The sequence below is a fragment of the Paradesertivirga mongoliensis genome, from assembly GCF_024436395.1.
GTDB classification, from domain to species: Bacteria; Bacteroidota; Bacteroidia; order Sphingobacteriales; family Sphingobacteriaceae; genus Paradesertivirga; species Paradesertivirga mongoliensis.
The window spans coordinates 624,854-642,225 of sequence record NZ_JAFMZO010000002.1; the positions used below are offsets into that span (position 1 = coordinate 624,854).

The following is a 17,372-nucleotide window of genomic DNA, read 5'->3' on the forward strand; positions in this document are numbered from 1 at the left end:
CAGTTTGGTTTATTGTCTGTAAACGATAGAAGTATCGGCTATAATGGGCCACATTCCATCACGATACAGGCTCCACACTAATGTACCAGAAAGTAATCGAATAATCCAAACGCTTAAACGGCAGCTATGTAACAATTTGATCAATTGAACTAAGGCTTTCTGCGCAAAAGGCAAGAGGCTGGCAGCATTTAATAGATTAAACCACTGTTCGCGTTAAGGTTTTCTCGGCAGGCCGTCGACGGCCCGGATCTAATTCTTCTGATCCGATGAAGTGATAGACTTAAAAAATAAAATATGGCTCTCTACAGCACTATCCAGTTCCTTCTTTACCTTAACGTAATCTTTCAATAAAGACGGGTCGTCTGAATTATCCGAACCAAATAGTTTATTATCAATTTCCTGGAAGGCCAGCTGCTTTTGGGTTACAGAGTTTTCGAGTGATTCAATTTTTTCTTGAATTTCTTTTGGCATTTGTTCCATATCTGAGAGCATTGTGAGGCAAAGTTAGAGGAAACTTTTTTAATATATAGTATTAAATTTTACAAAAACTATAATTTAATCTACTGGTACTCAAGCTTAGCCATTTCAGCTCCCGGATATTATTTAGAACTTGCGGTCCAGTTGAGTTTGTAGGTATCGCAACTCAAACCCGTGATACTCATCCTGAACGTCCCCTGAGCTGCATTACCCTTTATGATGCCGTCAATTTCAAATCGAAAAGCTGAAGAACCGCCGTTTTCAGGATCAACAATAATGGCCTGCACCTTGCCCCCCTTTACCGGGATACTTTTTTCGGGCCCGGCGGTAATCTGTTCTGTACTTGAACCGCATCTCCAATAACCTGTAAAAGTCAGGTTTTCTATGGTCTTCCCATCTTTCGACAGTTCAAAGGAGATCTTCGCACCTTTGTATCCATTGGAAAATGTGCCATTAAACTTCTTTTGAGCATACGAAGCGGCAGACACAATCATAAAGGACAGGAGAATAACAAATCTTTTCATTAATATAAATTTTAGCGATAAATATAATAATTCGGAATCAAAACCCTTTCGGTAGCCTTAGTGATTATGCCTACCTTTGCTGGCCTTAACCGTGATCATGCCCATCAGACGTAAATATCTCCTATTATCTCTTAGCGGTCTTATAATACTGTATATGGTGTACGAATCGCTTTCGCTACCAGCAGGTGAAGATCTGAATGGTAATTTCAAAGAACTGGCATTTTATCGGAACGAACAAAATACCGGCCCGGTGTTGAGAATCTATGCAGTATCTGTTAGTGACACCGTTTGGTCCGAAATGGAAACTTATGGCAACTACATGCCGCATACAAAATACGGGAAGACTCAAGTATTCTATTTCCTGGATCAAAAGCCCGCTCCCCGGTCATTATCACCCGCGGACGGCAGTTTCGACAAGCAATACGAAGAAGTCTGCATAGCAAAATACGAGAAAGGCGCCATGGGGCAAACTGTCCTTGTCAGATATCCTTTTAAAACAAGCAGAAATCGTTAGCCACAGGGAATTGAAGAAAAAGTGCTAAATTGAGCAGCCAGGCACACAAAGCCCTGTATCACAAAAAAATATGCTTACAAAATATTTCAGTCGACTTGTACTGCTGTTTCTCTTTCTCCAGGTATCAGGAATTTCCGCGAATGCACAATCGCCTGCACCAATAAAAATGGTTGACGTGATCCTGCGACCGGACCACGACGACTGGAACTATAAAACAAATGAAGACGCGACCGTCGAGATCACTGTATTAAAGTATGGCGTCCCCGTGCAGAATGCCCAGGTAAGCTTGGAGGCCGGCCCTCAGCTGTTGCCCACCGATAAGCGCGAAAAATTAACATTAGAAAACGGCCGCGGAAAGATAAACGCGGGTACCAGTCGGCAGCCAGGCTTCAGGCGTGTGCTGGTAACCGCATTGGTAAACAATCATTCTTACACTGGCGAAGTTACTTTAGCTTTTTCGCCTGAACAGATTCTCCCTGCGATAACAATGCCTGATGATTTTACCCAGTTCTGGGCCAAGGCAATGGATGAATCGTCCAAAATACCGATGGATACACGACTGAGCTATATGCCCGACCTGTCCACTTCCACCGTAGATGTTTATCTGGTAAATCTGCAAAACTATAAAGCCGGACAGCGTTTATATGGCTATTTGTGTAAACCTAAAACACCTGGAAAATATCCTGTCATCTTCGAACCGCCGGGTGCGGGCATTAAAGCCATTGCTCCCAATTTCTCGCTCGCCTCACAAGGATTCATTACATTCAGCTCCGAAATTCACGGCCTCTCGCCTTTGCTGGATAAAGAAACCTATACCAATATCTCGAACGCCTTTGGCGATTACACGGCCTACAAACTCGACGACAGAGACAACTATTATTACAAGAGGGTTTATCTCGGCTGCCTTAGGGCCATTGATTATCTATGCAGTTTGCCAGAGTTCGATGGCAAAAATGTACTGGTAACCGGGGGCAGCCAGGGAGGAGCGTTAGCAATTGTTACTGCCGCCCTGGATAAACGAGTTACCGCTGTATCAGCCTTCTACCCTGCCCTTTCGGATATTACTGGCTACCTGCAAGGCCGGGCAGGCGGATGGCCTCACTTGCTGAATGCGAACAACGCCCTGAAGCACAACACCCCGGAAAAAATCCGTACACTCGGATATTACGATGTGGTTAATTTCGCGAAAAACCTTTCCGTTCCGGGATTTTACTCATGGGGATATAACGATCAGGTAACGCCACCTTCTTCAGTATTCGCGGTAGTAAACTCCATCAAGGCGCCCAAGACAATAGAGATTACTCCAATCTCAGGACACTGGAGGTTTGGCGAGACTAATCAGAAATCTATCGAATGGCTGAAGAAACAGGTAAAACCTCTCCGGAAGTAAAATCAGTAGATTGATTCCACCGAAAGGCCAAGTTTCCAAAAGTTCTGAACTTTTGGAGACTTATAGCTGCGGAAAGTTTTCGCATATCTAGTCTTCGTCTATTACCAATGATGATTTATATTCCACATCAAGGCTATGACTATTATTGTTTTTTCTTAGGCGGCCCACCCGCGCCGGTAGGTGTGCCCGCAGGTGTCGCCGGATGAGAAGCAGCCCGGGCAGGCGGCTCGGCGTTCATTACGCTCGGCACCGGTTCATGGGGGTTCGGATTGTTCGGATTAGAGGGCGTAGGCGACCTTCTTCCGGTTTTTAGTGCTACCGTGTCTACCTGGACCTTTGGCACCCGGCTTCTCACAATACTTTGACGTTTATTGCTTTTCACATCCCTGCCCTGACTAAGAGCCTCAATATCGGCTTTGAGCCGGATGGTATCTTTTTTATTTTGCCCTGCAGCACAGGTTACCGACAAGGCGAGTATAGATGACAAAATGATCGTTTTCATGGCTTAAATGGTTAATCTGGTTCGATAAAGCGTCCACGATAAATATCGCAGATGTCAAAGCCCCCCTGCGGCCGTTTTCAATTAAGCGGACCCGGCCCTGAAGCGCTGATGGCAGTAATTATTATATCAAATTCCTTGCCTGATTTGGAAAACATTGGTTACGCTTTCAAATTAATTTCGACAGCATATAAACGAAGGCAACCCACCAACAGATTCAATCCGGATTGGGGGAAATTCGCGCCCTTAACAATCAAAAACACCAATAAGTAGAAACATTCTGTCAATTTTCAAAAGCTCAGGAAGTCATATTCGGGTATGTTTGTAGCTTACAAAACTAGGTTGCAGACCGCGGTCAGGGAAGTATATCACAGCAGAGCACCAGTGCTTCACTACTACCAGGATCGAATCTATCGGAAAACAAAAAAAGAATGACATGACTGTGAAACTTGCAATAGATCCCGCGTCGCCAGTTCCTCTGTTCTTGCAGGTTAAGGGACTTATCAGGAAGGAAATCCTAAACGGGAGATTCGACGCAGATAATCGCATACCACCCATGAGGCGAATTGAAATAGATAATTCACTCTCACGCACAACGGTTGAAAGAGCATACTGGCTATTGGCGAAAGAGGGATATATGACAAAAATAGGCAATGCCTACTTCGTCCAGAAAGAAGAAGAAATAGTGCTGGAAGAACTTACATATAATTAAAGCACAGAAGATACGGTTGTTTGGTAAATGAGATCCGGGGCAAAGCTTGAACTAGCGATAACCCCGGATTGTTTTTTTGGATCCTGTTCCGCTTGTATCCCAATTAAACACAATAGATTGGTTGTTTTCAAAATCCGGTCCCGGACGAACCACCTCGAAATGCAAATGCGGACCGCTTGAAAAACCTGTACTGCCAGAATATCCTATCAAGTCTCCCCTTTTCACCTCCTGCCCTTCTTTTACTACAACCCCGTCCTTTTTTAGATGGAAATAATTGGCAATAGTTCCGTCGGTGTGATAGATAGAGATGAAGTTCGCATCATTCGCGTAAACAGAAAACGGTCCGCCTATAGAAGAGTCAGATTTTACGGCTGCTATAATCCCATCTCTTGCAGCAATAATAGGAGTACCCACAGGCATGGCGAAATCGTAGGCAAAAATATCCTTGTGACTGATTGCACCTCCAGGCCCCTGAGATACCTTGTAAGAACTCCGTTTTTGAAAGGGCAAAAGATATAAATAATCGAGATCAGGCACCTGTGAAACATCCCCCATCACGATTTTCCATGTATAAGAACATTGGTACGGCTTTGCGGGTTCAGGTTTTTTAAATCTGGCCAAAGGATATCTCCTCCTTTTAGCAGGAACGGTAACTGTAAAGTCAGACATGTACTCGCCTTCGAGATTATCTAATGCTAAAGATAAGTTAACCGTTACCGGGATGGAAAGATCATTATCAAAGGATAAAACCACCGAATCGGCCGAAACCTGATGGGAAGAAAACCTGGTTCGTTCGTTAATGCCGCTGCTCGCAGAAGCATAAAACGCATGGATAAGAAACATGAAAAACACAGGCAGCTTTCTGCCGACTAAGGATGCATTTAAGACTTTGAACCTAAATACTTTAATACTTCTCTTCACTCTAAAACTCTCGGGAATGTAAACGAAATAAAGGGATAAAATGATACGATTTTTTGAGAATTTTTCTTTGAAAACATCTCGGGGTTTAGAGAATTTCTAATAAAGCAGATCTGGCGTTCAAAACGACGAAGTGTCGGGCGTCTAACAGCATATGCGCGCAAATCAATTAATTTTTTATCTTCGACTATGTATTTTTTGATTTACCGCAGCGAAGCAGTCAACCCCATGCCAGAAGAAACTTTAAAGCTTCTTCTGGCACAGTCGCGTGAACGAAATAAGACAATGGACATCACGGGTATGCTTCTGTATTTCGACAAAAAATTTCTTCAGCTCCTTGAAGGCGATGAGAAAGAAGTAAAGCGCCTTTATGCAGATATCTGTGCCGACAACCGACACCGTAACGTGTATACTTTAAAAGAAGGGCCTGCTGAGAATCGATTATTCCCCGGCTGGTCTATGAGCTTCAGATTGGTTTCTAATGAAGACATCGCAAAAGAGCCCGCTTATAAAGATATTTACAAGCCAGGTAGTGCCGGTGCCTCAGACCTGGTATCACTCTTTAATCTGCTGCGCGGAAAGTCGGATCCTACACTGTAAGGGAGAATGGGAAAGCAGACTACCTGTTTTTCATTAGGCTCTAAACTCCAAACTGATTCAAATGATGGTCGAGATGCTTGTAAAACATATTATTCCACTCACCAGCAGATAGAATACCGAAGGAAAATGATTCCTTCTTATCGAAATGCCCTGCACCTAATTGTTGAGTTTTGTTGATGTAATCTATTAACCGCTTTTTTTCTAATTCAAAATCTTTTCCATCCTTGATAACAAAGAAGGGAGCCGTCGGGTTATTTTGTTTGTATGGTAGTTCTGTTACTACTTTATTCTTCACAAACGTTTTTAAGAGAAACCTCATCAACGCATTTGGCTTCTTATGCTTATCGTCATAAACCAACTCGTAGGTTACGTTACAATGCGCCAGCATTTGCGCCACAGTCATCTTTCCCCATAAGGGCCTGGAATCCGGCGTAAGCTTGTTAATACGTTCAATAACTTCTTGAGCAATGGCGGGTTCGAATATATTTTTCATTAGTCTTCCTAATATGCTACCGAGATGCTAAATATATCAGGAAAATTGAAATTAATCATATGTAATGTCATCATGCCTGGATCTCGACAATTCACAAGGGTACAGCAATGAATGCGGAAATCTATATTTTTCTAAGCAGGCGCAAGGTCGTCTCATCCACTTTACCCGAAAAATAACGCTGAAGTATCTGCGAAAATACCGGGTCGCAATTTTTAACCAGGCTAAACAACGTCATACTGGATCGCAATTTCAAGTCATCAGGACTCCCAAGTATTTCGTATGCTGACTTGCCTTTAATATCTAATAGCGCTCTGCTTATCTCTATAAGCCTATCCCCCAGAACAGCATCTTTCAAATAAAGTTCAGCCTCCGCCAGATCACGTATCGCATAAAATTTAGAGGTTTCGGTACGCCCCAGACCGGCCAATTGAGGAAATATAAACCACATCCAGTGCGTCTGCTTTTTTCCGCTACGTATTTCATTTAGAGCGGTCTGATACACATCTTTCTGTGCCTCATAAAAACGATGCAGGCTATTGGATAACATAAAGTGTTTTGCTGAACGCTATATGCAATTCGCTTAACACCAACACAAAAACCTAAAAGATGTTGAGAGATAGTGCATATACTTAAACTCTGACATACAATTCAAAGTAGTCAGACTTCATTACCATGAGAAATTATAAATCTAAACACGTCTAAGCATCAGGGAAGCTTATTCATATTCTCTACTCTCACTTTCCAGGTACCATCCTGCGGAAAGCCCGGCGCATTAACAGGCGGAGCACCATCCCAACCGGCCGCCATCAAAGCCACGGCCGCCAAAAAAGCGCTGTTTGCCGGCAAATAAGCCGCATAACCCAAAGGTTCTTTGGCTCGTTGTACGTGGCCATTTTTTAAGAATACCGCACCGTGCGACGTATTGCACAAAATATCCACTGCTTTTTTCTGTTCACCCAACCGGGCAGCAGTCATTGCGCCCTTCCCCAGGCTCCAGCTTACAAAACTTCTTAATCCATTTCGCTCGTAAATGGCATTAAAGGTATTAGACATAATCTGTTTGTCGACCATCGGCGTTTGCGGAAGATATCCGAGGGCCATAATCATCGCCGATGAAAAACCACCAGTACCGCTGTACATATCCGGGTCGGTTTCCATCTCTACATATTTGTCCCCCTGCACGGTAAGCCTGGATAATTTATTAAGGATATCATCCCAATGTTTTTCCCGTGGCATGCCCAAACGCTCGCGCCAGTCTTGAGCAACCTGTAAGCCATAATACCACTGAACCAGCTCAAAGCTCGGGTTTTGAGTCGTGTTTTCTTCTGTACTTTCATTTACACTTTTAACCGGCGGACCAAGAATATACCGGTCGGTTTTTTTATCATAGAAAGCATAGGAAGCCAGAAACTTCGCCGATTCAAACACAATATCCCGGTATTTATTTAAGGTGGCGGTATCCCTATGCTCACGATAAACCAGCTCGGCCAGGTAAATTGGATTGGGCTGGTTCCATATGATAAACGGGTTTATAGAGCCGGGCGTGGTTCTGCCATCGATCCCTGCCATTTTAGGCCAGCGGGCGCCCTCGAAGCCTTCTGTTTTTGCCTGGGTAATTGCCCTCGGTAAAATCGTTTGATACCAGTTAAAGCCTTTTTCCAGCAGTTCTGTACGATTCCACTGGTAGAACTGGGCTGCATGCCACCAATACACCTCAGAATTATGCTTTCCATACCAGCTGATGTGAGTGAGACCGGTTTCCTGCGGAGGAAAAGATCCGGCATAGTTTACCTTCATCAGGTATTGCGAAAGCACTATTCTCCTTTCCAATTCTGCTGCCCTGGGATCTGTACTTTCCGACAGATCCACCGCCCCTCCCTTCGTCCAGTAGTTTTTCCAGGAGGCAGCGCTGGCTTCTTTCACCGAACTGAAAGCCAGGAGTTCTCCCTTCCCTTCAACAGGAGAGAACTCACAAACCAGCTCCAAACTATCGCTACCTGCGGCATCCAGATAAAAATGGTGCTTTACACCCTCTATAAACTTTGCCTTCCCCTTCCAACTGAGTGCTACGTAATATACGGTCTCCCCGATCTCGCGTTTCAGCAACACCGAATTGGCTGTCCGACTTAATATACTGGTTTGATGAAGCGAGGGCTTAGTCCAATCGAAAGGCGGCTTATTTTTGGTTCTCAAGTCGTACGAATAGGGAAATTTAAACGCGGGTTTTAATCTGCCGCTTTTTAAAAGTCCGGATCGAATTTTGAACGCTACCATACTCCTATCGGGGCTGCTTACCGTTTCTACCAGAACCGGAGATCCGTTTACCTGGTATGAACTGGAAATTAAGCCTTTCCAGATATCGAGTTTTTGATCGATGTGGCTAAGCGCCGACATGGTCAGCGCCCTACCATTTTCCTGCACCAGGCTGATCTGCCCGAGGGGAACCGGATGCGGATTTTGCCTGTAATACTCTCCTGCAACGCTTTTTTCCAAACTCGCGTAGGCAATCTTTCGGCCATGGAAGTCAATTTCCTTCATAGCATCCTCCAGTTTTAAATTCTGGGGGTTAGGAAAAGAATGCCATACCCAGTTGGAAAGCGTTTCGAGTGGTATCCCGTTCTCATGATAATAATTTTCGAAAGTTTGCATTCCGGTAATATCTGCAGTAAATGCAAAATCACCATTACCCACCGACAAAGGAGCCAGCGGGTCTATCTGCCGAAGAACCACATTGTGCCTGTTAACCAGTTTGAAGCGGTCTATTTGTTGAGCGTCTGCGATTTCGGATATCAGCGATAGCAGAATACAAATAATAAGAGCGGGGAGAGAGTTTCGGAATAGCTTATTTAAGGTTCGCGACATTGGAAAAATGCTTATAACCAAATCTAAGGAAAGGGGCCATTAAATGCCCCGGCGTTTGTTCATTAAGCCCGGGATGTCGCCGTATTGTTACGAGATGCGATTCGCTCTTTCCGAAACAAGAAATCTATACCTATCTTGAGCAACCAATTTAACAATGAGCATTTTATACAATTTGGCCAATATGAAAAGATATCTATATCTCCTTTTTATTTGCGTTTACGGTGTTTCCTGCGATCGTTCTCCTGAAAAACAACTATCCCGGACGGAAAAACGAGACCAGATTCTAAAGAATATTGTTCCTCCCAAAATCTCTGAGAATACCATGCTGCTTACCAAATTTGGTGCGGTTGGCGATTCGCTGACTGATGCTAAACCGGCATTCGACAAAGCTATCGAGGCTTGCAGGGAGCAAAAAGGAGGAAAGATTATCGTCCCGCCGGGAACATATATTGTTAACGGACCGATCCATTTGACGAATAATCTGTGTATCGAGTTGCAAAAAGGAGCTAAACTGGTTTTCGGATCAAACCCGGAGGATTACCTGCCAGCAGTGCTTACCAGCTGGGAAGGCACCTTTCTATACAATTACAGTCCGTTTATTTATGGATACCAGCTGGAAGATGTTGCCATTATCGGCGAAGGGGTAATCGATGGGAACTCCCGCGATTCTTTTAGCAAATGGGCCGAAAACCAAAAAGAGAGCCAGCTATTGAGCCGGAAAATGAATCATGAAAATACACCCCTAAAAGAGCGGATGTTTGGTAAAGGACATTTTCTCCGGCCGCAGCTTATTCAGTTCTTCGAGTGCAAGAATATCTTGATCGAAGGAGTTACCATAAAAAACTCGCCTTTTTGGTGTGTTCATTTTCTCAAGTCGGAAAACATTACTGCCCGGAAAGTGAAGTTCGATGCATTTAACAGAAATAACGATGGCTTCGACCCGGAATATTCAAAAAACGTGTTGATAGAAGATGTAGATTTCAATAATGGCGATGATAACGTTGCCATTAAAGCAGGGCGCGATCATGAAGGCCGGAGAACGGGCATTACGTCCGAAAATATCATTATCCGCAACTGCCGATTTAAAGGTTTACACGGGGTAGTTATAGGCAGTGAGATGTCCGCCGGAGTGCAGAATGTGTTTGTAGAAAACTGTACTGCCTCGGGATACACCAAACGCGGGATCTACTTAAAATCAAATCCCGATCGCGGCGGCTTTATCCGCGATATCTATGTAAACAACGTAAGTTTTGCTGATGTAGAAGACTGCTTTTTTATTACTTCTTATTATCATGGCGAAGGGAAAGGATTTGAAACCGACATACGGAATGTTTTCGTAGACAATGTAACATGCCGTAAAGCAACAAATGCCGGAGTGGTAATCCAGGGCTACCCTTCAAAGAAAGTTAGAGATATTCATTTCTCAAACGTCAAAATCGACTCGGCTGCAACAGGATTAAGCCTGAGCAATGCCGAAAATATTGTGTTTAATAACGTGATTATCGGACAGGAAGTTAAGGTGCCTTCGCATGCGAAGTAAATGCAATTACTTCTTCAGCGCAACGCCGTTGTCGTCTAAATCCTGACCGAAATCGGGCATACCATTTTTAGTCCATCTCAATACCCTTGCCCTGGTATGACGGTTCGGATCATATAAGGGCTCGCCTTTGATATCTTTATAGTCGCGGGCATGGTAGATCATTACATCTGTTTTGCCATCTTCGGCCACGGTAAAACTGTTATGCCCCGGACCAAAGCGATTAAACGCTTCATTGCTGAAAAACACAGGCTCGGGTAGCTTATGCCAGGATGCCGGATCAAGAAGATCTGCATCATCCTCAGCCCAAAGTAAACCAATAGCATAATTAGCGTCTGTAGCGCTGGCCGAAAAGCTCATGAACACCTTGCCGTTGCGAATAAGTACGGCGGGGCCTTCGTTTACTCTGTGGCCTTTTATTTCCCATGAATATTCCGGTCGCGAAATAATTACCTGTTTAGCGTCAAGCGTGGTAGGACTGGTCATTTTTGCAATATACAGGCTCGTATTCACTAACTTATCGTTGCCTCTGTCAACCCATACCATATAACGCTGGCCCTTATGCTCAAAAACAGTGGCATCGAGTGTGAATTGATTGGGTTTACTTAGAATCTCACCCTCCTCTTTCCATTCACCGGTTGTGGGATCTGCTGAGGGATTCGATAAGGCGTATTTCCTTATTTTCCATTTATCCTCTGCCGAACCTGCCGCAAAATATATATACCATTTCCCATCTATACGATGCAGCTCCGGAGCCCAAATGTGGTTACCCATGGCTCCTTTCTGATGCTTCCGCCATATCACCACGGGCTGAGCTTCTTTAATGCCATTAATGGTTTTCGAACTACGAATTTCGATGCGATCATACTCTGGTGCCGTGGCGATAAAATAGTAAGTACCATCAGCAGCTTTTGTTACAAACGGATCTGCTCTTTGCAATGCCAGCGGATTATCGAATTGGATCATTTTGTTTTTTTGCACGCTGCATGCAAGTGCACATATACTGATCGCAAATACTAGTGAAAGCTTTAAAAATCTGATACCGTTCATTTGGTTTAGCTGTTTTAATTAAGCAGAGTTCTTCATCTCCCTGCAAGGTTATGCTGAAGTGAAAAATACACTTATATTTAAAAAAACGAAAACATGAAATGCATTAGCGTGAATTTCCTTGCATTTGTTTCACCATCTCGTTAAGCAGACGAACATGTCATTCAGGAAAACATTCTCTCTATTGCGGCTATTCCATAGATAAAGATGCTGCGCTAAACAAAGGTTTTAAATACATTAAAAGCCAGAATAAAATGAAAATTGCCATTACCGGATCCACTGGGCAACTTGGTCGTCTCGTGGTCGACAAACTTAAAGGGAAAGTGTCGCCAGAAAACATTGTGGCGCTTGCCAGATCGCAGGAGAAGGCTGCAGGCCTTGGGGTTGAAGTACGCGAGGCCGATTACGATAATCCAGAAACGCTCCAACCTGCCCTGGCAGGGATCGACACACTGCTTCTTATTTCGTCGAGTGAAGTTGGCAAGCGCGCCGCCCAACACAAAAACGTCATACAGGCAGCGCAACAAACCGGTGTAAAATGGATTGTTTATACCAGCCTTCTTCATGCTGATAATTCATCGCTTAGCCTGGCAGCAGAACACCTTGCAACCGAGAAAGCGTTAAGCGAGGCAGGAATTCCCTTCACTCTTCTGCGCAACAGCTGGTACACCGAAAACTATACAGGATCTATTGCCGGCGCTCTTGCCGGCGGCGCCTTTTTGGGTAGCGCAGGCGATGGAAAGATTGCTTCCGCTACGCGGGACGACTATGCAGAAGCTGCAGTCGCGGTATTGACAAGCGCGGGACAGCAAGGCAGAACTTATGAACTGGCCGGTGATGAAGCCTATACGCTTAGTGATTTAGCAGCAGAAGTGTCAAAGCAGACCGGAAAAAACATTCCTTACAAAAATTTGCCCGAAAAGGATTATGCCGCTGCCCTGAGCAGCTTCGGGTTGCCCGAAGGCCTGGCCCAGGCAATTGCAGGCTGGGATGTCGCTGCATCGAAAAATGATTTGTATGACGATGGGCATCAGCTATCCTCACTTATCGGCCGCCCAACAACTCGGCTTTCCACAGTCGTGGCGGAGGCTCTTAAGACTGGGTAGACCGACCGAACATATTTGGATTTTAACCCGACGAATTATGCCGGGGTTCTCTTTGCCCGAAGTCGGTCTTGGGGGCATTTGGGGTGGCAGGGTGAATGTTTACGCCTACCTGTCCCTAAGCACTATTTCTTACCCCAAATCCGCGTATTCAAATCCAGAGTCTCAACAATACTCAACATGAAGCTCACCACCTCAATATCATCATGAAGAAGATTTGGGTCGAGTAGTGTTTTAAATACAGGCGGCTCAAAATAGTTGGTATCAAAAGGAAAAGCCAGAAACATAAAATGATCGATAAAACTCGCAGCTATGGTATATTCTGATCTCGAATTAAGTTCACAGAGGCGCTCCATCATCAGAGGAGTTAAAATATACCGGGCCTCTACCTGATCGCTGGAATAAGTAACGAACTCCTTGCAGAAATCGGGATTTTCGAGCTGCACAAGCTGGTGGCTACTTGACGACAACACCGGCACATTCTTCGCAAACCACGCAGAAATGGCCGCTCCTGCATCTTTAGGTCTTATCACCGTGACACCCTCAAAATTCTTATTAAAATCAGCTACAAAAACAATCCCTCTAAAGATGTCGTGCCAGGTCTCCTTAGTACCGTTCTTAGTTCGGGTAGTGGTCTTATATTCCGCATGCACCTCCGAAAAACAAAACACCGTCTTTCCCAGACGCCCGGTGATCTGGTCCTCACTGCTAACTCTATCCGGAATGGTACTAAAAAGCCCCGACCGTATGGTCTCTCCGATGGATAACCCACGTTCTGGTTCAATGCGCAAACTTGGGTTAATATCGAGCAGCGCCGCGCGGATTACCTTTTGCTTAAAATCATGCACATAATCCCCTTGTGTACTGCTCCCTTTATAGAAAAACACAAATCCTGTTGTTAGAAACAGGGCGCCCCCAATTATTCCAGGCAATTGATATTCGAATATCAGTCCCGCCGCTGCAAGCAATACACCAGCCGCCATAAAATAAAAGCTTCTGAGCTTAGTCGTTTTTATAGCCAGGCGCTGTTCTTCAAGCTCCAGAAGCGCTGCCTGTGAATCTTGTTCAGGCATTTGTGCGATTGAAAAGATCGCTGGCACTGATATTTCTGCGCTCTTCTTCAGGAATACTGATTACCGATTCTTCCTTATAATTCATCATACCTGCCATAATATTGCCAGGAAAGGTCATTATCGCATCGTTATAGTCAGTAACAGAGGCATTGTAATTTCTGCGTGCGGCGGCAATTTGCTCCTCGCTCTCTGTCCAGGCAGTTTGAAGGTTTAAAAAATTAGTATTTGCTTTCAGGTCAGGATAATTCTCCGCGTTAAGCATCACAGATCGCATACCCGATGTAAGGTCGGCATCGAGGGCTATTTTCTTTTCCGCTGGAAGATCCTGAGAGTATGCCTGTGTACGCAGATGGGTAAGTGAATTAAGCAAACTGCTTTCGTGCTGCATATATTGTTTAACCAGCTCAACGAGGTTAGGCAAAAGGTCAAAACGCTTTTTAAGCATAACGTCAATAGTCGAGAATGCATTGGTTACCTGGTTCTTTTTAGTGATAAGACGGTTGTAAAGAAGGATGCCAAACAGAACAAGAACGCCAAGCACAATTAAAAAAGGGATCATCATGATTTCCGGGTTTAGATGCTAAATATAAAAATAAAGAATTAAAAAGGGATTGCAATCAGGGATCACCACGAGCAATCGAATAGCAGCAAAAATCGATAGTTTCGTCGTTGTTATCCAAATCAGCAAGCCAGAGCGGAGTCTAATAATTGTACGCGTCGACCGCCCGCTTTAGACGTTTAGGCTTCGACAGAGAAACAAAGTATGAAGCCCAGAAACACCCGGCACCAACTCCCAGCATCGCTACAGCGGGAGCTATGGCTTTGGAGTTCTTCCTCACATCTCCTTGCGGAGTTCCGGAAGGCGACGGCGATTCTGATTGCATGTTACTTACCAGAGCTATTATTCCACCCAGCAGAGCGCCCCCTCCCACTCCGTAAAGAACGGTCTGCGTTCGGGTCGTCGACTTATACTTATCAAGATGAAGCATGCTTTCGGCATTCGACTGAAGATCGGCACTCAGGTTTGCGTAGGTGGCTTTCTTTAAGGGGCCGTAGCCCATATTGTAGTAATTCTTGATGGTAACGGTACTGGTGCCCATTCCCCCATACATTCTCGCCGAATAGGAAACACTCCGCGTCTCTTTTTCGTAAAGATTAAGCTTACCTGCACTGATCCGCTCGCTGAACTGAGAGGTTCCTGTAAAGGAAAACTCTTTCGTATTGGCGAAGAAGCCTCTCTCTGCTTGAAAAAACTTCACCTGGTCTGCCGGTATCTTGAGCGAATCTACCCTTAGATGTGATGCACCGAACATCGGCTTTTTCAGCTCGACTACATTGCCGTAAACAACCGAATCGGAATACAAATAAACAAAGCTTTTTCGCTCATCAACCTGAGCAAAAACAAACTGAGAGCCGGCAAGCAGCAGCAGCGAAAGTAAGTGTGATTTCATGTGTTGGGTTTAGGTTCTCAAACATATAATTTTTTTTCGATTGTTGATATGATGTTGGATGTAGAACAGGATCGAATCTTTTCACACTCAGGCTTCAGCTCCCCATACCAACAATCATGTTTGCATGAGCCTGAAAAAGGATATTTCATCTGATAAAAATTATATATATCTTGACTCAGGCTTTTTATACAATGAGCCAATTATAAACTGCCCTAAATGGGCTTCCGATTTAATTACTTTAAACAACCAAAAAATAAATTATGAAAAAGACAATTATCTCTGTGGCATTGCTATTCGTTTTTGCGCTGAGCTGCTTCGCGGCCGATTTGACGGGAATCTGGAAAGGCATTGTTAAATTGCCTAATGGCGATGATCTTGAACTTACTTATAAACTTAAGGCAGAGGGCGAGGCATTGACGGGCAGTGTTACTTCGTCCTACGGTGAAATACCTTTACACGATGGAAAGATCAAAGGTGAAGACTTCACATTCAAGCTGCAGTTTGGAAACAGCGTTATGGAGCAGAATGGAAAGTTATACGGCGATTCGATAGTTATTAAAAGCACTTTCCAGGGAAATGAGCGAAAAAACACGTTTAAGCGCGTGAGCGAAAAATAGAAAAGCCCTAGAGGGCTTTTTTAGTGTTGAACAGTGGCCGCGACTTTTACATTTTCAACATACGGTAAAAAAGACTCACTATTTAAGCAGCTGGTGTTACGAACTTAGCTACAGCATGAAGAATCAAGATAACAGCGCAACATCGCCCATGCATAAATTCAAGGCCGAAATCGATATTATCGGAATAAATCCTTTTGTTTTTGTGCCCGAATCCATCTTAACCGACCTTTTCAAACAGGCGGGGAAAGACAAAGGCAAAATTCCCGTTCGTGGCACAATAAATAACTCGCCTTATAAACAGACCTTAGTGAAATATAGTGGCGATTGGCGGCTGTACATCAATACTACTATGCTTAAAAACTCGCCAAAAAGAATTGGCGAGACCATAAACCTCAGCATAGAGCTCGACCCCTCCGACAGAGCCATAGCTCCTCATCCAAAGCTCGTAGCCGCCCTCGATGAAAACCCAATCGCTAAGGCAGTGTTCGACAAATTGGCTCCATCTATGCAGAATGAAATTGTACGGTATATTTCCAATTTGAAAACGGAGGAGAGTATTGACAGGAATATCAACAGGGCAATTCAATTTTTATTAGGAAATGGCCGGTTTGTAGGCAGAGACCGGCCATAATTTTCATCTCAGGAACAATTCGGGCTAACAAGGCCAGCATTAGCTAAACTTAACCGAGGTCATAGTAAGCGAGCCCGCCACCGCTTTATCGTTAAAGAAGGATGCATTGTCCTTTTCTCCTTTCAACCCCAGCGTGTACAAGAGGGGCAGATAATGCTCTGGGGTTGGAATTGCCAGCATTGCCTCTTTACCTAAGCTTTCGTAATTGATAAGCGGTTTAAAGTCGCCTTCAGCGATCAATTGCTTGAAGCGGCTATTCATTTGATTAGCCCAGTCATAGCCGTATTCAGATTCGTTCAACTTATCCCATGCCACCATGCGAAGATTATGTACCATATTACCGCTGCCTACAATTAAAACACCCTTCTTTCTTAGAGAAAATAATTGCTGAGCTAGTTCATAATGGTATTGCGGCCCCTTAGTATAATCGATGCTCAACTGCAACACCGGAATATTTGCCTGGGGATACATATGCTTTATGATTGTCCAAGTACCATGATCAAGGCCCCAATCGTGGTCTAACTCTACCTGCGCCGAACGCAATAAACCGGCAGTCTCTTTTGCCAGTTCGGGATAGCCTGGCGCCGGGTATTGTACCGCGAAGAGTTCCTTAGGGAAGCCTCCAAAGTCATGTATCGTTTTTGGAAAATCCATCGCGGTAATTCTGGTGCCCTTCGTAAACCAATGTGCAGATACTACCAACACCGCTTTGGGCGTAGGTATTTCCCTTGCCATACTTGTCCACCGCCGACTAAACTCAGTATCTTCAATACCATTCATTGGTGAACCATGGCCAATGAACAGGGCCGGCATCACCTGCTCCTGTTCGCTTAAACCACTTGTAAAATTTTTGAATGCTGATAAAGTTGCCATACCTGTTGCTCCGGTTAATAATGCTTTAATGAATTGCTTCCTCTCCATTCC

At 44.4% G+C, this 17,372-nt stretch carries 20 protein-coding genes; 8 read left to right on the forward strand and 12 right to left on the reverse strand.

Features of this window, described 5'->3' with window-relative positions:
* Nucleotides 1-249 precede the first annotated feature (249 nt).
* Nucleotides 250-471 carry a hypothetical protein gene (locus J3P43_RS08890; RefSeq protein WP_255901301.1) on the reverse strand — a complete coding sequence of 74 codons (222 nt, stop codon included), beginning with the start codon at nucleotides 469-471 and terminating at the stop codon, nucleotides 250-252.
* A gap of 128 nt (nucleotides 472-599) precedes the next feature.
* Entirely contained in the window at nucleotides 600-1,001 is a 402-nt protein-coding gene (locus J3P43_RS08895) for a hypothetical protein (protein WP_255901303.1), read from the reverse strand.
* A gap of 97 nt (nucleotides 1,002-1,098) precedes the next feature.
* On the opposite strand from J3P43_RS08895, the gene J3P43_RS08900 reads away from it, so the two are divergent.
* Both J3P43_RS08900 and J3P43_RS08905 read left to right on the forward strand, forming a co-directional pair.
* Entirely contained in the window at nucleotides 1,099-1,515 is a 417-nt protein-coding gene (locus J3P43_RS08900; RefSeq protein WP_255901304.1) for a hypothetical protein, read from the forward strand.
* Nucleotides 1,516-1,585: 70 nt separating this feature from the next.
* Entirely contained in the window at nucleotides 1,586-2,905 is a 1,320-nt protein-coding gene (locus tag J3P43_RS08905; protein ID WP_255901305.1) for an acetylxylan esterase, read from the forward strand.
* Nucleotides 2,906-3,047: 142 nt separating this feature from the next.
* Here J3P43_RS08905 and J3P43_RS08910 read toward each other — a convergent pair whose 3' ends face one another.
* Nucleotides 3,048-3,407: a hypothetical protein gene (locus J3P43_RS08910; RefSeq protein WP_255901306.1), complete on the reverse strand. Its 360-nt coding sequence runs from the start codon at nucleotides 3,405-3,407 to the stop codon at nucleotides 3,048-3,050.
* 433 nt (nucleotides 3,408-3,840) lie between these two features.
* On the opposite strand from J3P43_RS08910, the gene J3P43_RS08915 reads away from it, so the two are divergent.
* The gene (locus tag J3P43_RS08915) at nucleotides 3,841-4,116 is read left to right on the forward strand and encodes a GntR family transcriptional regulator (protein ID WP_255901308.1); all 276 of its coding nucleotides are present in this window, start codon (nucleotides 3,841-3,843) and stop codon (nucleotides 4,114-4,116) included.
* A gap of 51 nt (nucleotides 4,117-4,167) precedes the next feature.
* Here J3P43_RS08915 and J3P43_RS19690 read toward each other — a convergent pair whose 3' ends face one another.
* On the reverse strand, nucleotides 4,168-5,037 hold the full coding sequence (locus J3P43_RS19690; RefSeq protein ID WP_369414784.1) for a M23 family metallopeptidase: 870 nt from the start codon (nucleotides 5,035-5,037) through the stop codon (nucleotides 4,168-4,170).
* Between the two features lie 186 nt (nucleotides 5,038-5,223).
* Between J3P43_RS19690 and J3P43_RS08925 the strand changes: the two genes are divergently transcribed.
* Nucleotides 5,224-5,634: a BLUF domain-containing protein gene (locus tag J3P43_RS08925; RefSeq protein WP_255901309.1), complete on the forward strand. Its 411-nt coding sequence runs from the start codon at nucleotides 5,224-5,226 to the stop codon at nucleotides 5,632-5,634.
* A gap of 40 nt (nucleotides 5,635-5,674) precedes the next feature.
* On the opposite strand, the gene J3P43_RS08930 is transcribed toward J3P43_RS08925, so the two are convergent.
* The 3 genes from J3P43_RS08930 to J3P43_RS08940 form a co-directional block, all read right to left on the reverse strand.
* Nucleotides 5,675-6,127 (reverse strand): DUF1569 domain-containing protein, encoded by a 453-nt coding sequence (locus J3P43_RS08930; protein WP_255901310.1) that lies wholly within the window; start codon nucleotides 6,125-6,127, stop codon nucleotides 5,675-5,677.
* A 121-nt stretch (nucleotides 6,128-6,248) separates the two neighbouring features.
* Entirely contained in the window at nucleotides 6,249-6,674 is a 426-nt protein-coding gene (locus J3P43_RS08935) for a DUF1810 domain-containing protein (RefSeq protein ID WP_255901312.1), read from the reverse strand.
* A gap of 158 nt (nucleotides 6,675-6,832) precedes the next feature.
* Nucleotides 6,833-8,989 carry a hypothetical protein gene (locus J3P43_RS08940; RefSeq protein WP_255901314.1) on the reverse strand — a complete coding sequence of 719 codons (2,157 nt, stop codon included), beginning with the start codon at nucleotides 8,987-8,989 and terminating at the stop codon, nucleotides 6,833-6,835.
* Nucleotides 8,990-9,170: 181 nt separating this feature from the next.
* Between J3P43_RS08940 and J3P43_RS08945 the strand changes: the two genes are divergently transcribed.
* The gene (locus J3P43_RS08945; protein ID WP_255901315.1) at nucleotides 9,171-10,529 is read left to right on the forward strand and encodes a glycoside hydrolase family 28 protein; all 1,359 of its coding nucleotides are present in this window, start codon (nucleotides 9,171-9,173) and stop codon (nucleotides 10,527-10,529) included.
* A 6-nt stretch (nucleotides 10,530-10,535) separates the two neighbouring features.
* Here J3P43_RS08945 and J3P43_RS08950 read toward each other — a convergent pair whose 3' ends face one another.
* A complete protein-coding gene (locus tag J3P43_RS08950; RefSeq protein WP_255901318.1) occupies nucleotides 10,536-11,492 on the reverse strand; it encodes a glycoside hydrolase family 43 protein in 957 nt (318 codons plus the stop codon).
* Between the two features lie 335 nt (nucleotides 11,493-11,827).
* On the opposite strand from J3P43_RS08950, the gene J3P43_RS08955 reads away from it, so the two are divergent.
* On the forward strand, nucleotides 11,828-12,679 hold the full coding sequence (locus J3P43_RS08955; RefSeq protein ID WP_255901319.1) for an SDR family oxidoreductase: 852 nt from the start codon (nucleotides 11,828-11,830) through the stop codon (nucleotides 12,677-12,679).
* 122 nt (nucleotides 12,680-12,801) lie between these two features.
* On the opposite strand, the gene J3P43_RS08960 is transcribed toward J3P43_RS08955, so the two are convergent.
* The 3 genes from J3P43_RS08960 to J3P43_RS08970 form a co-directional block, all read right to left on the reverse strand.
* Nucleotides 12,802-13,749 carry a DUF3137 domain-containing protein gene (locus tag J3P43_RS08960; RefSeq protein WP_255901320.1) on the reverse strand — a complete coding sequence of 316 codons (948 nt, stop codon included), beginning with the start codon at nucleotides 13,747-13,749 and terminating at the stop codon, nucleotides 12,802-12,804.
* The gene (locus J3P43_RS08965) at nucleotides 13,742-14,311 is read right to left on the reverse strand and encodes a LemA family protein (RefSeq protein ID WP_255901322.1); all 570 of its coding nucleotides are present in this window, start codon (nucleotides 14,309-14,311) and stop codon (nucleotides 13,742-13,744) included. Before J3P43_RS08965 ends, J3P43_RS08960 begins: the two co-directional genes overlap by 8 nt.
* A 139-nt stretch (nucleotides 14,312-14,450) precedes the next feature.
* Nucleotides 14,451-15,200 carry a hypothetical protein gene (locus J3P43_RS08970; RefSeq protein WP_255901323.1) on the reverse strand — a complete coding sequence of 250 codons (750 nt, stop codon included), beginning with the start codon at nucleotides 15,198-15,200 and terminating at the stop codon, nucleotides 14,451-14,453.
* A gap of 260 nt (nucleotides 15,201-15,460) precedes the next feature.
* Here J3P43_RS08970 and J3P43_RS08975 point away from each other — a divergent pair, with 260 nt between their 5' ends.
* Together J3P43_RS08975 and J3P43_RS08980 are read left to right on the forward strand one after the other, a co-directional pair.
* On the forward strand, nucleotides 15,461-15,817 hold the full coding sequence (locus tag J3P43_RS08975) for a hypothetical protein (protein ID WP_255901334.1): 357 nt from the start codon (nucleotides 15,461-15,463) through the stop codon (nucleotides 15,815-15,817).
* Between the two features lie 115 nt (nucleotides 15,818-15,932).
* Nucleotides 15,933-16,448 (forward strand): YdeI/OmpD-associated family protein, encoded by a 516-nt coding sequence (locus J3P43_RS08980; RefSeq protein ID WP_255901336.1) that lies wholly within the window; start codon nucleotides 15,933-15,935, stop codon nucleotides 16,446-16,448.
* Nucleotides 16,449-16,487: 39 nt separating this feature from the next.
* Here the strand turns inward: J3P43_RS08980 and ygiD are convergent, their stop codons facing one another.
* A complete protein-coding gene (gene ygiD / locus J3P43_RS08985; protein ID WP_369414786.1) occupies nucleotides 16,488-17,369 on the reverse strand; it encodes a 4,5-DOPA-extradiol-dioxygenase in 882 nt (293 codons plus the stop codon).
* Between the last annotated feature and the right edge of the window lie 3 nt (nucleotides 17,370-17,372).